Annotated in this window: 12 protein-coding genes; 2 read left to right on the top strand and 10 right to left on the bottom strand. The window is 43.7% G+C overall.

Annotated features, from left to right (window positions below; genetic code table 11):
* Window positions 1-43: 43 nt before the first annotated feature.
* Window positions 44-979: a bifunctional riboflavin kinase/FAD synthetase gene (gene ribF / locus AC3CH3_RS02795; RefSeq protein WP_017088634.1), complete on the bottom strand. Its 936-nt coding sequence runs from the start codon at window positions 977-979 to the stop codon at window positions 44-46.
* Between the two features lie 70 nt (window positions 980-1,049).
* The gene (gene murJ / locus AC3CH3_RS02790) at window positions 1,050-2,612 is read right to left on the bottom strand and encodes a murein biosynthesis integral membrane protein MurJ (RefSeq protein ID WP_032545655.1); all 1,563 of its coding nucleotides are present in this window, start codon (window positions 2,610-2,612) and stop codon (window positions 1,050-1,052) included.
* A gap of 251 nt (window positions 2,613-2,863) precedes the next feature.
* Here murJ and rpsT point away from each other — a divergent pair, with 251 nt between their 5' ends.
* Window positions 2,864-3,124, top strand: a complete 261-nt coding sequence (gene rpsT / locus AC3CH3_RS02785) for a 30S ribosomal protein S20 (RefSeq protein WP_004739529.1) — start codon at window positions 2,864-2,866, stop codon at window positions 3,122-3,124.
* 292 nt (window positions 3,125-3,416) lie between these two features.
* Here rpsT and AC3CH3_RS02780 read toward each other — a convergent pair whose 3' ends face one another.
* Both AC3CH3_RS02780 and nhaR read right to left on the bottom strand, forming a co-directional pair.
* Window positions 3,417-3,710, bottom strand: a complete 294-nt coding sequence (locus tag AC3CH3_RS02780) for an ArsR/SmtB family transcription factor (protein WP_004735028.1) — start codon at window positions 3,708-3,710, stop codon at window positions 3,417-3,419.
* Between the two features lie 100 nt (window positions 3,711-3,810).
* Entirely contained in the window at window positions 3,811-4,701 is an 891-nt protein-coding gene (gene nhaR, locus AC3CH3_RS02775) for a transcriptional activator NhaR (protein ID WP_017062869.1), read from the bottom strand.
* Window positions 4,702-5,091: 390 nt separating this feature from the next.
* On the opposite strand from nhaR, the gene AC3CH3_RS02770 reads away from it, so the two are divergent.
* Entirely contained in the window at window positions 5,092-6,237 is a 1,146-nt protein-coding gene (locus tag AC3CH3_RS02770) for a Na/Pi symporter (protein WP_017059340.1), read from the top strand.
* A 519-nt stretch (window positions 6,238-6,756) separates the two neighbouring features.
* Here AC3CH3_RS02770 and AC3CH3_RS02765 read toward each other — a convergent pair.
* The 6 genes from AC3CH3_RS02765 to rppH form a co-directional block, all read right to left on the bottom strand.
* Window positions 6,757-7,782, bottom strand: coding sequence for an IS110 family RNA-guided transposase (locus AC3CH3_RS02765; RefSeq protein ID WP_488537686.1), 1,026 nt, complete (start codon window positions 7,780-7,782; stop codon window positions 6,757-6,759).
* Window positions 7,783-8,125: 343 nt separating this feature from the next.
* Window positions 8,126-8,977 carry a thymidylate synthase gene (locus tag AC3CH3_RS02760; RefSeq protein WP_019820557.1) on the bottom strand — a complete coding sequence of 284 codons (852 nt, stop codon included), beginning with the start codon at window positions 8,975-8,977 and terminating at the stop codon, window positions 8,126-8,128.
* A gap of 9 nt (window positions 8,978-8,986) precedes the next feature.
* Window positions 8,987-9,808 (bottom strand): prolipoprotein diacylglyceryl transferase, encoded by an 822-nt coding sequence (gene lgt, locus AC3CH3_RS02755; RefSeq protein WP_017059338.1) that lies wholly within the window; start codon window positions 9,806-9,808, stop codon window positions 8,987-8,989.
* 57 nt (window positions 9,809-9,865) lie between these two features.
* Window positions 9,866-10,657: a sulfite exporter TauE/SafE family protein gene (locus AC3CH3_RS02750; protein WP_048606789.1), complete on the bottom strand. Its 792-nt coding sequence runs from the start codon at window positions 10,655-10,657 to the stop codon at window positions 9,866-9,868.
* 8 nt (window positions 10,658-10,665) lie between these two features.
* Window positions 10,666-12,915 carry a phosphoenolpyruvate--protein phosphotransferase gene (gene ptsP, locus AC3CH3_RS02745; protein ID WP_488537685.1) on the bottom strand — a complete coding sequence of 750 codons (2,250 nt, stop codon included), beginning with the start codon at window positions 12,913-12,915 and terminating at the stop codon, window positions 10,666-10,668.
* Window positions 12,916-12,917: 2 nt separating this feature from the next.
* Window positions 12,918-13,436, bottom strand: a complete 519-nt coding sequence (rppH, locus tag AC3CH3_RS02740; protein ID WP_017059335.1) for an RNA pyrophosphohydrolase — start codon at window positions 13,434-13,436, stop codon at window positions 12,918-12,920.
* Window positions 13,437-13,719: the final 283 nt, after the last annotated feature.

Here is a 13,719-nt window from a genome sequence, read left to right as displayed (position 1 = left end):
TTGGGCGAAGTTAGACATTATGTTAATCGGTGGAATCATCCGATTAATTCTTTAGCTGAAGCAGCCACACCCTTGCGGCTTCAGCATCCAATTCTATTTGATTCTTTAGTGCGTCGAACGATTCAAATTTTATCTCGTCGCGCAGTTTGTGCAAAAGTCGTACTTCTAACTGTTTACCATATAAATTGGCTTTAAAGTCAAAAAAATGCACTTCTAATTGCTGCCTTACCCCATTAACTGTTGGTCGTTGTCCAATATTAGCAACGCCACCGACAGGAACACCGTCGATATCCAAAGCTTCAACAACATACACTCCCGATACAGGAGAAACACAACGCTTTAATGGAATATTAGCGGTAGGGAAACCGATAGTTCTCCCTAGTTTTCGACCATGGGACACTCGACCACTAATACTGTAATCACGTCCTAACATGGTAGCACTTGCAGCCAAGTCATCGACTGCTAATGCATTTCGTATCTCAGTACTGCTTACTCGTAATTGGTTTAAGCAATAGCTTTGGGTGCTTACCACCTCAAAACCGTACTTCTCGCCCGCCTCTTTGAGCATAGCGAAATTGCCAGTGCGACCTTTACCAAAGCAAAAATCGTCACCAACCACCAAGAACTTCACACCAAGCTTATCAACCAAAAGATCCTTAATGAATGCTTCCGCGGATAAACTTGCAAAATACTGATTAAAATTAACGCACAATAAGCGACTGATATCTAGCTTGCTCAGTTGCACGTATTTATCTCGTAAGCGAGTTAAACGTGCTGGCGCTTTATCTCGGGCAAACAGCTCCATAGGCTGCGGCTCAAACGTCATAACAACAGAAGGTAGTCCTAATGCTGCAGCTTGTTTAGAAACCTGACTCAGAACCTCTTGATGTCCTAAATGAACACCATCGAAGTTACCTATGGTTAATACACAGCCATGATGCTGCGCTTTAATATTGTGTATACCTCGGATCAGTTCCATTATGATCAGCTAAAACCTGTTATTTGCATCATTTATTGTGTGAAACCGACGGATTATATACTAATCAGTATTAATCTGTCGCTGCTTTTAAATGTTTTACTCGGATACCTAAAATCAGTACCGAAACAATATAAACAAAGCCACCAAGTCCAATCAAGCCTGTTAATGTCAGCGCTCTCTGGCTGAAGCTCCATTCAAGCCAATGTTGCATATTATCCAGCTGCCATAAAATAGCCGCTACCATCACCACACCTGAGATAATCAATTTGGCACTAAACAACAAGGTTGTCTTAGTTAATTGATAGACACCCGCAAGGTGTAATCCACGATATAACAATGCCATATTCACAAAGGCAGACAGTGCCGTCGCAATCGCCAAACCCACATAACCATAGAAATAAGCAAAGATCGCGTTAAACACCATATTGGTCACCATAGCGATAATCCCGTACTTAACCGGTGTTTTGGTATCTTGGCGAGAGTAATAGCCGGGAGCTAAAACTTTAATCAGCATGAAATTAAGCAAGCCTGATGCGTAAGCTACCAATGACATCGATGCTTGCTGTACATCGTGTGGAGAGAACTCACCACGCATAAATAGCACCATCAACATGGGTTTAGCTAAAACGATAAGACCTAACATCGCAGGAATACCAAGCAGCAACACCATGCGCACGCCCCAATCCATGGTATGCGCGAACCCTTCCCCTTGAGCATCTACGTGTTTACGAGACAAAGCAGGAAGAATCACAGTCGCAATCGCGATACCGAATAAACCGAGAGGAAATTCAAGCAGTCGGTCTGAGTAGTACAACCAACTGATAGAGCCTGTTGCGAGGAAGCTGGCAATAAAGGTATCAAACAATAAGTTGATTTGGCTGACCGATACACCGAACAGAGCAGGGATCATTAATGTGCGGATCTTAACCACACCCGGGTCTCTCCATCCCCACTTCGGCTTAACCAACACACCCGCTTTGATCAAGAAAGGCATTTGGAAAAGGAATTGGACTAAGCCACCAAGAAACACACCAATAGCCAAACCAATTTCTGGTTGTTCTAAATTAGGTGAGATAAACCATGCAGCGCCTATGATCATCACGTTCAAGAACACAGGAGTAAAAGAAGAGACCGCAAATTTACCTAATGTATTAAGAATGGCACCAGATAAAGCGACGAAGGTGATAAACCATAAATAAGGAAAGGTAATCTTGAGCATAAAGCTCGCTAGCTCAAATTTGGGTGCTGATGGGCCATCATTTAGCCAGTCGATAAACCAACCCGCACCAAACATCGCGGTGATCACGCCAGAGCCCAATACCCCGATGACGGTGACAATAGAAACTAAAACCCCGAGCGTCCCCGACACCTTAGCAATTAAATCTCGTGTCTTATCTTTATCACCTGCGGCGTGATATTCCGTTAATACAGGAACAAACGCTTGAGAAAACGCACCTTCTGCAAAAAGTCGACGTAAGAAATTCGGAATTTTATTAGCGAAGAAAAATACGTCGGCACTCGCTCCTGCCCCCATCAAATTTGCTACTACTACATCACGTACTAGCCCCAATACACGGGAAACAAAAGTCATTGCGCTGACAATCAGGCCTGACTTTAATAGTCGTTTACTCACAGAAACCTCTGACACTGGTTGATTACTTTCAAGCGAGGATAAATACTATCCTGTCCTAAAAAGCATATTTATTAGCATTGGTCTAAAAATGCTGTTAGAATCCCCGCCATCTTAACCGCGATGACCTTTCCATACCAAAGTTTGTTTGGCTACGATTGGTTTTTGCACAAATCATTTGACAATTAAGCGCTAATGAGGGATAGTCCTCGCCCTTAAATTGTCACCGAACTAAGTTTTTGGGAGTTAGACCCTTGGCAAACAGTAAATCTGCTAAGAAGCGCGCTATCCAAGCTGAGAAACGTCGCCAGCACAATGCTAGCCGTCGTTCTATGATGCGCACTTACATGAAAAAGACTATCGCAGCTATCGCAGCTGGTGATAAAGAAGCTGCAACTGCTGCTCTTGTAGAAGTTACACCACTTCTTGACCGTATGGCGACTAAAGGCCTTATTCATAAGAATAAAGCTGCACGTCATAAGTCTCGTTTCGCTGCTGCAATCAAAGCTCTTTAATAGAAATTTGATTACAACGCAAAACGAAAAAAACCGGCCTAGGCCGGTTTTTTTATATCTAAATTTTGAGTAACGCTTTTATTTTACGTGCTAACAGCCGTTTTGCTTACCGATAGACTGTTAAGCCGATAGATAAAACAAACAATCAGGAAAATAAATAGAGAAGCAAATTAGTACGTAGATAGGTAGATAGGTAGATAGGTAGATAAACATTAACGTTCAATGTGAAATACTAACACTTCCTTGTGTCATTCTATCGCTGATAAGAAATCCCCCTCCCACCAGCAATAAGCTACTTGCAGTAAATACCATGCAGTAGGTTAATCATCGCTTTTACTTCTTCACTACTCAATGTGTAATACACAGTTTGAGCTTCTTTGCGAGTTTCGACCAAACCATCTCTTCTCAACCAAGCAAGATGTTGAGATAAAGCAGACTGACTCAGTTCCAACTTGCCACACAGCTCCCCAACCGACAGTTCAGTACCATGTAATAGGCACAAAATCTGTAAGCGACGCTCGTTAGCCATGGCTTTAAGTAGAATCACAGCTTGTGCTGAGTTCTTCTCCATCTCTTTTAAGTTCATAGTTTGGATCCCTACAACCTTTACGCCAACTACGGGCTATCAGTATTTCCGGCATATGGTGAAGCTATGATAATCGATATCAATTCATTAACAAACTAACTCATTCGAACAATTTGCTAAAATCTGCGTCACATACGTTTTTTACTGCTGGATGTTGGATCATCCTCTCAGCAAATATGACGTAGTACTCCTCTTTTAACTCTTCAATACCACCTAATAGTTGCAGTGATGTGTCGTCTTCCACTTCAGACATATAAAGCGTCGGTGCTAAAAATATTGCGTCATGATGATAACGAGCAAAAGCCTTCATCAATGCGGCATCATCAAACTCACCTAAAATATCAGGCTTAAGTCCTTGTCTATCAAACCATTGCAGCACTTTACGCCCCATTGAGGTTCGGCTGCCAGGGATCAAAAGCTTTCTTTGCTCCAATACAGCAGGGAAATTAACACCTTCAACCTGACCTGAACTGAAAAAGCTCATTCCACTCTCACCCAGCTTTTTACTGAACAGGCCCGGGCTTTGACTAGAGTCCACCGGACAGTCAGACAAAATCATATCGAGCTTATGTTGAGAGAGTTGCTCAAGTAGCATTTCATGGGTCGATTCAAAACAGCGTAAATGAATGCTGTTATCTGGAGGAATGGTCGACATCAGTATCTTACTGACGAGTCTTTTAGAGAGCGCATCCGCGACGCCAACATCAAACAGAATATTGGAGTGCTGGCTGTAATTCACGATATCCAGCATCTCGTAACTCAGGCCAAACATACGATCGGCATATTTGAAGACCAGCTGCCCAAGTTCTGTAGGCTCAACACTGCGGCCATTACGCTTGGTCAACTTGCCATCCATGCGCTCTTCTAAGGCTTTTATCTGCCCCGTTACCGTTTGTGGTGTTAGGAATAGGGCTTCTGCAGCTTTAGTAACAGAGCCTTGCTTGCAAACCATCCAGAAGTAATACAGATGGTTGTAGTTGAGATGCGACATAGATGTGCCGTAATAAAAGAGTAGATACCCTTTTATATCAAATATGACACCGCCACTCAACAAACTCGGAAAAACCTAACCAAACATGACTTTATCGCTTATTTTTTCGAAGTGTCTAATTTCATAATGTAATATTTCAGCGATTATTTTCAATTTTTTTCTAACTTTTAAGATCTATATCACCTATAGATATTTCCATTAAAAAGCAATTAAAAACAACAACTTAAAACAACCACATTAGCAATGGGAATATTTAAAGAGTAAATCATCACAAAAAAGTCGCACCTAAACCAAAATGTAATATTACTGAAATATTTCCCCTCTAACATCACGCTCAGATTAAACAAACAGACCAAACACAGACTTAAACGGTCCAATGGAGAAAACATTATGAACCAAGCTACTACTGCAGCAGCGCCTATCTCGAGCACTACTCGTTGGCTACGCTGGGCTAACTTGGCATTCATGCTTTACCTACTATTACTTTCAGTTTCAATGGTTGGTACAGGCTTCAAATGGGCAACAGGCGAGCAAGCAAAAGTTCTTTTCGAATTTGCTTCACACCCAGTTGCAGGCTTAATGATTGGTTTAGTAGCAACAGCGCTTATTCAATCATCAAGTACAGTTACTTCAATTATCGTTGGCCTTGTGGCAGGTGGTTTACCTGTTGAGCTAGCAATTCCTATGATCATGGGTGCTAACATTGGTACTACGGTAACCAATACGCTAGTTAGCCTTGGTCACGTTCGTTGTAAAGAAGAGTTCAAACGTGCATTCGCAAGTGCGACAATCCACGACTTCTTTAACCTATTAGCCGTTGCTATCTTCCTACCACTAGAGATGGCGTTTGGTATTCTAGAGAAAATTTCTCACTGGTTAGTATCACCGATGCTAGCAACAGGTGATATGAGCATGGGTGGTCTTAACTTCATCAAGCCAATCACTAAGCCTGTTGTAAGTGCGATTAAAGAACCACTATCAACGTTTGGCGACACTGTTGGCGGCATCATGCTTATCGCTCTAGGTATCGCAACTATCTTCGTAGCTATTACTGTAATGGGTAAGCTGATGAAGAGCCTAATGGTTGGTCGTGCTCGTGAAATTCTAAAGAACGCAATCGGTCGTGGTCCAATCCACGGTATCGCTTCTGGCTCTATCGTGACTATCCTTGTTCAGTCTTCTTCTACGACAACAAGCTTGATGGTTCCACTAGTAGGTTCAGGTGTTCTTAAAGTACGTGACGTTTACCCATTCACTCTGGGTGCAAACATCGGTACATGTATTACGGCTCTACTTGCAGCTACAGCAGTGTCTGGTGAGTTCGCAGTATTCGCACTACAAATTGCTCTAGTACACTTGGTGTTCAACATCATGTCAACGGTATTCATCTTCGGTATCCCGTTCCTACGTGAACTTCCAGTTAAAGCGGCAGACATGATTTCAGACATGGCTGTGAAGAACAAAGCTGTAGTGGCTGGTTACCTTGTTGCGGTATTCCTTGTACTGCCTGGTAGCGTGTTAGCTCTTACCGCTTAATAGCAAAATAAACATCGCTTATAGTAAAGCCCGCAACCTCCTAGGTTGCGGGCTTTTTCTTTTTTTGTACTGCAGATACGGGATGCGAGTAACGAGAGCAAAAGCAGATACGAGATTCGGGTAAACGAGTAACGAAAATCGACTCCCTCTCATTAGCTGCGTTTCTATATATCGTATCTTACTGACTCAAATCTAAAAACGCTCTTCGCCCCTCGAATCCCGTTTACTCGCATCTAAAAATCCGTCATTCCCTACAGCGAGGAACGTATATGGACTCCCCTAGTATTGCAAGGAAACGAGTAAAGGTACGCAAGTGCACGTATATTCGGTTTCTTTATGGGGAGCTACCCCGAACCTCTATGGCTTAATCCACTCAGCAAAAGTTCTTATCGAGCGTGTGGTGTATTATCACCTTCGTTCCTCTCAGAGTTTCTTTTGCTTGCTATGCTTACTCTTTATCATAATTTACTTGCTTACATGGGGGGATTGATGTCTCCCTTAACCTTATAAAATCAACTGTTAAGCGATTAACGTCTCATTATAAGATTGATTGCTTTTCAGCATGGCACAAGCCATTCTGATCGTTTTGTTCGCAAGGGCGACAACTACTTGGTTAAACGACTTTCTTTCTAACAAGTTTCGTATCCAACAACTTAAGCGATCTTCTTTATCTCGGATATTTGCTACCACCGCTCTTGCTCCATGAACGACAAGAGAGCGCAAGGTTTTATCACCTGATTTACTTATTCCGTGGTTTTTATTCTTACCACCACTGCCAGTATGAGCCGGAACTAAACCTAAGCTCGCACTAGCTCCTCGCCCATTTCTATAGGCCGAAGCGTCACCTAGACGGGAAAAAATGGCACTTGCAATCACCCAACGTACACCTCGCAGAGTGATCAATAACTGGCAAGCTGGTATTTGCTTTGCAAAGTCTATAAGTTGCGATTCAACTCTCTCGATAGGCTCATCAATACTTAGTAATTGAGCATGTAATTCCCGGAGAATGAATCGAGTTGTCGGTGTTAATTCATTCTCTGTATCTTCGATAACTAGAGGGAGCATTTCTCGCAGTTTATTGGCTCCTTGTGGGAAGGTAATGCCACATTCCGCTGCATAGCCACGGATCCGTAGACTTACTGCTGTGCGTTGTTTTATATAGCTTTGTCTTAGACTCAGCAGCATCGCGATATCTTGCTGCTCAGGTGTTTTTACTGGTACAGCATGAATATCGGAGCGTAAAGAAGCTTCGTAAATCGCGATAGCATCATTAGCATCGTTCTTATTACCACTGCGATACGGCTTCACTTTTTGGGGAGGTATCATTTTGACGGTATGACCACGGCTTTGAAACGTTCGTCCCCAATAATGAGATGCTGCACAGGCCTCTATGCAAATGGTCGCGCCAGGGTGTTGGCTGATGACCGTTAGCATTTTCTTTTTAGACATAGCTTGGTTCAACTTACGCTTGCCATGGTGGTTAAATACCGCGACTTGAAAGACGGATTTGGCTAAATCAATTGAGATTGTGTTAGATTTATTCATGGTATGGGCTCCTGTTTTGGTTCGCACCTGTAACTTTAGCTGACGCTGTCAGTTGAGGTGGGGAGTCCATACCATTGAGCGTGATAGGGGATCTGCCTAACATACAACGCCCAGAGACTCCCAACTCCTTCCTTCGTCAGTCTAGGGAATGATGAATCGAAAAAAGATTCGAGATGCGTGTAAGCGAGTATCGAAGAGAAAGAGCCAATGCGCGTTGAGAGTATACGAGTAACATAAAGCATATGATTTCTCTGCTCTTCGAATCTCGATTACTCGTCACTGTAACTTAGATACAAAAAAGGCTGCACAGAGGCAGCCTTTCAATCAAACAAAGCGAGTGAGATTAAACCGAGAACGGGTACTTAATCGCTTCGTGGCATTCGTAACCTTCAACCCGGAAGTCATCCATCGTTACCCACGTTTCCAAATCTTCTAGAGACTTAATCTCAGGATTGATATGGAATGTTGGGCCAGCTAACGGCTCACGCTTTAACTGGATATCACGCATAGGTGCAAGTTGATCTTCGTAGATATGAGCATTCACAAGCTTATGGTAAGCCACGCCAGCTTTCTTGCCCGTGATTTGCGCCATGATCGCTAGGAAGACGTACACTTGAACCATGTTGAAGTTCAGGCCTAGTGGTACATCGCAAGAGCGCTGAGTGCTGTTTAGGTACAGAGTATCACCAAGTAGAGAGAAGTGATGGCTGTACATACACGGACGCAAACAACCCATGTGGAACTCACCTGGGTTATAGAAGTTTAAGATCTCGCCACGGTCATCAATACCGTTCGTAAGATCATCAACAATCTTCTTAAGTTGGTCGATATGACCGCCATCAGGTTTTGCCCATGCACGTCCTTGAACGCCATAAACACGGCCCATGTCATCTTCACCCTTGCGGTAAGGATTATTCAGCCATGCTTCGTTCAGGTTCGAATTCGCATCCCAAGTTTTAGTCCCTAGCTTACGAAAATCTTCAGCATTGTCGTAACCACGGATATAGCCAAGCAATTCAGCAACTGCGGCTTTCCAAAAGCTTTTACGCGTTGTTACCAGTGGGAATTGGTTATTACCAACATCATATTCAAGGTCAGCATTGATCACGGTTAGGCAGCGCTTGCCCGTGCGTTCATTTTCAATCCAAGTACCGTCATCAACGATACGCTGACAGAGATCTAAATACTGTTTCACACCAATTCCTTACTTCGTTTGTTGTGGTAATTCGTCTTTGTAGTGACCACGCTTGTATGCCCACACCATCATCAGCACACCGATGATAACCATTGGCAGTGACAAAATTTGTCCCATAGAGATAAACCCACCGAACAAACCTAGGTGAGCATCAGGTTCACGTACGTATTCAACTAAGAAGCGGAATGTACCATATCCAGCTAGGAATAACCCTGATACAGAACCAAGAGGACGCGGCTTTTTGATAAACCAGTTCAAGATGAAGAACAGCACAATACCTTCAAGCGCCATCTCGTAAAGTTGAGATGGGTGACGAGGAAGTGGACCACCGTTAGGGAACACAATCGCCCATGGCACATCAGTCACACGGCCCCAAAGCTCGCTGTTCATGAAGTTACCTAAGCGTCCCATGCCTAAACCAAATGGCACCAATGGTGCAATCATGTCTGCCACACCAAAGAAGGTTCGACCGTTCTTTTTGGCATACCAAAACATGGCAGTAATAACACCAAGCAAGCCACCGTGGAAAGACATACCGCCAGTCCATACCTTAAATAGGTACAGTGGGTCTGCTAGGAAAAGGTCAAAGTTGTAGAAAAGTACGTAGCCAATACGACCACCCAGCACCACACCTAAAAAGCCAGCAAACAGTAAGTCTGATACTTGCTCTCGAGTCCAACCGCTACCCGGTTGATCAGCTCGGCGATTTGCTAACCAAAGAGCAAACATAAAGCCGACAAGGTACATTAGGCCGTACCAACGAACTGAGATTGGTCCTAGTTCAATAAGAACAGGATCGATATTTGGGAATTCGATAAAACCCTGAGACATACTTGGCTCTCTATCTAAATTGATTAACGGTTAGTTCAATGACTAACAGAAAAGACACTACAGCAGCATTGTGGCTGCTATAAACATTAAAAACACCGCAAAGAATTTCTTCAGCACTGGGGTTGGCAATTGAGTGGCCAGTTTCGCACCCACTCGAGTGGTCAAAACTGAGGTACAAGATATCGCGATCAAAGCCGGCAGATAAACATAACCCAAGCTATACGCAGGAAGATCATCGACAGAAGATCCATGCCAAATGAAACCTAGCATTCCCGAAATCGCGATAACACAACCGCATACCGAAGATGAGCCGACGGCTTTACGCATTTCCACACCGTGATGATTAAGGAAAGGTACCGATAAAGACCCACCGCCAATGCCCGCTAAACTTGATACTAAACCAATACCGCCACCGCACAACACGGTTTTAGCTGAACCTGGCATCGACTTTTGGCTCTTAGAGCGAATCGACAGCAGCATTTGCAACGCCAATACCAAAACAATCACACCAAAGACTTTTGGTAAGTATTGAGCTGGGATTACATCGGCCACGAAAGAACCGAGGAAGCCACCTATCACGACACCTGGCATCAACCATTTAACGACAAATATCTCTACGTTACCCAACTTTAGATGGTTAATCGCAGATGATCCTGACGTAACTATGATGGTTGATAACGAGGTAGCCAATGCCATTTGCATCGCAAACTCTTGAGGGATACCCGCTTTAGGAAGCAAAAACAGTAAGGCAGGAACCACCAGCAAACCACCACCAATGCCTAGCAAGCCAGCTAAAACACCAACAATAGCACCAAGGCCTGCTAACAAGCCTATCAGTTCATATGACACGTTCAATCCTATTTTTTACCTGCTCGAATGAAGCCTGTAAATTCACGCTCTTCGAAATAGTTCAGCATCATACTATAGATGTCACTACCATACGGTTTTGAAAGTGCCTTATTTGCCAAATCCTGTAATTCAGCCAAGTTCGATTGACGAATCAAATATTTGGTTCTTGCGACATTCGAGGTATTCATACTTAACGTCTCATACCCCAATCCAATCAATAGCAGCGCGCCCATCGGGTCACCGGCTAACTCGCCACAAATACACACAGGTAATTGATATTGCTTACAAGTATCATGAATTTGTTTTAATGCCATGATCACTGCAGGGTGCATGGATTCATAGACATCGGATACTCGTGAATTGTTCCGATCAACCGCTAATAAATATTGGGTTAAATCGTTGGTACCCACTGAAACGAAGTCGACCTTATCCGCAATCAGCGGCAGTATGTACAGCATGGATGGCACTTCAATCATGATACCAACGCGAGGCATACGCACTCGGTTATCAAGCTCATGCACTTCGTCATACGCTTGTTCAATCAGCTGTAGCGCGTCATCCAATTCCTGAGCACCAGAGATCATCGGCAGCAAAATACTCAAGTTATGGCTTTCACAACTCGCACGTAGCATGGCACGTAACTGAATAATAAAGATGTCTGGATGATCGAGCGTAAAACGAATACCACGCCAACCAAGGAATGGATTGTCCTCTTCGATAGGAAAATAAGGTAAGGCCTTATCACCACCGATATCGAGTGTACGCATCACCACTTGTTTCTCTGGATAGCTTGCCAGCACAGAACGATACTGCTTGAATTGTTCGTCCTCTGACGGGAATCTTTGCTGCAACAAGAAAGAAATTTCAGTTCGATACAGCCCTACGCCATCAACGCCTTGGTTGATAGCGATGTTAGTGTCTGCACTCAAGCCCGCATTAAGCAGGATCTCGACTTGCTTGTCGTCTTGGGTTTTTGCCGGAAGGTACAGCTCGCGATTGACCATAGATGAGAGCTCACTCTCTTCTAGAATCAGCCCTCGATACTCTTTGAGTAGGCTTTTAGTCGGCTCAATAAAGATCTCACCGCTATACCCATCAACAATCGCTCGCTTACCATTAGCTTGAGCTAAGTTAAGATTTACCCCCATGACTGAAGGTATGCCAAGCGCTCGAGATAAAATCGCTGCGTGCGAGTTCGCTGCCCCTTCCAAAGAAATAACCGCCAAGAGCTTTTCTTTGGGAATAGACGCTAATACCGAAGCGGTTAACTCACGAACCACTAGAATAATCGGCTTATCTAACGTGCGAAGTTCATGTTCAGAGTTGTGGAGGAAATAGAGCAGCCTTTGTCCGAGCTCTCGGATGTCTTGTGCTCTCTCACGAAGATACACGTCCGACATACGAGCAAAGCGGTTCGAATAGCTCTCAACAACCTGTCTTAATGCCCAATCGGCTTTATCGCCTTTCTGGATTTGGCTTTTTAGATCCTTACGCAACATTGGATCGTTGAGTAAGTGAGTAAACAGGTCAAAGATCGCCAACGCGTCTTTATTGATTTCGCTATCTAAGCGCTTTCGCATACGCTTAAAGTCATTGAGGGCGTTTTCAACCGCTACCGCCAACAACTCATGCTCTCTCTCTACATTGAGCGTCGAAGCAGGATAAACATCGGTGAGTTCAGGCTGAGTGTTGTCCCACCATAAATCACCAATCGCCACGCCCGACGAAGCTGCAATACCTTTAGTCGCAGGTAGCTTCTGTTGCTCTAACAGCCAATGGCCTTGAGTTTGGGCGTGCGCCACAATAACGGCAAGTTGTGCAGAGAGCGTGACAAGGAAGGATTCTTCCATCTCACTGAATAAACGCGGGGTCTTCTGTTGAATGACCAATACACCGAGCACTTGCTTGCGGTGGATAATCGGAGTACCGAGAAAAGAGTGATAGACGTTTTCTCCAAGCTCTGGAAAAAACTTATAAGCAGGGTGAGCAGACGCTTGTGCAAGGTTGATAGGTTCAGCATTTCTTTTAACAAGGCCAACCAGACCTTCGTCAAAACCAATGTGAATGCTATTGCCTTTGAAAATCAGGCCTTGAGTTGCCATCAACTCAAGGCGCTGCATATCATTATTTGCCAAATACACGGTGCAACATTCCGTCTGCATCGCACTGCATGTCTCTTTAACCAAAATATCAAGAGCCGTCGACACATCTTCAACTCTTGATACGTGTTCAACTATTTCCCTTAGTTGACTGAGCATGCTTAACCTCTACGCAATTTGCGCTTTCCTTTTATTTTTCGCTCTTTAAACGGCATTGCTAAAGATGCGAACTCTTTCATCGCTCGACGGTAAACATCTCGCTTGAAAGAAACAACTTGTCGAACTGGGTACCAGTAACTCACCCAACGCCAACCATCAAACTCAGGTGTACTTCCACGCTGCATATTGATATGCGATTCATCGCAATCTAAGCGCAAAAGGAACCACTTCTGTTTTTGTCCAATACAGACAGGTTTAGAATCCCACCGAACCAGTCGTTTGGGTAGCTTGTAGCGTAACCAATGACGACTTGTCGCGACGATCTTTACATCCTTTTTAGTAAGGCCAACCTCTTCATACAACTCGCGGTACATTGCCTGTTCCGGAGTCTCACCTTCATCTATTCCCCCTTGAGGGAATTGCCATGAATGTTGCCCGTATCGTTTAGCCCAGAAGACCTGACCATGGTTGTTACAGATTACAATACCAACATTTAATCGGTAACCATCGCCATCTATCACTGGCCAACCTCTATCTAAATTTTTAATTACTCTGATTTTTCCACATATCCCCAATCGGAGCAAACTTAGTGACGTGATAAGCGCTATATTTATGAATAATAACTAGGAATATGGATAAGTTTTGCTCAAATTCTAGTTACCCACACAATAGTGAGACATAGACCACATTTATTCACCTTTTCTGTGAATAACTATGTGAAGAATTACCCGCAATCGTTTTTTTTAATCCATAGATTCATCAACACCAAAAACAACAAATCAATAAAACCTAATTTATTTCCAT

The sequence above is a fragment of the Vibrio sp. QJM3NY_35 genome (assembly GCF_057785915.1).
The sequence above is the reverse complement of the archived record's forward strand: the minus strand, read 5'-3'. Positions and strand labels throughout refer to the sequence as shown.

Coding starts and splice junctions, on each gene's coding strand:
- ribF (WP_017088634.1), bottom strand. CDS start 979: ATGGAACTGATCCGAGGTATACACAATATTAAAGCGCAGCATCATGGC.
- lgt (WP_017059338.1), bottom strand. CDS start 9,808: ATGTCTCAGGGTTTTATCGAATTCCCAAATATCGATCCTGTTCTTATT.
- AC3CH3_RS02765 (WP_488537686.1), bottom strand. CDS start 7,782: ATGAATAAATCTAACACAATCTCAATTGATTTAGCCAAATCCGTCTTT.
- AC3CH3_RS02770 (WP_017059340.1), top strand. CDS start 5,092: ATGAACCAAGCTACTACTGCAGCAGCGCCTATCTCGAGCACTACTCGT.
- nhaR (WP_017062869.1), bottom strand. CDS start 4,701: ATGTCGCATCTCAACTACAACCATCTGTATTACTTCTGGATGGTTTGC.
- ptsP (WP_488537685.1), bottom strand. CDS start 12,915: ATGCTCAGTCAACTAAGGGAAATAGTTGAACACGTATCAAGAGTTGAA.
- AC3CH3_RS02780 (WP_004735028.1), bottom strand. CDS start 3,710: ATGAACTTAAAAGAGATGGAGAAGAACTCAGCACAAGCTGTGATTCTA.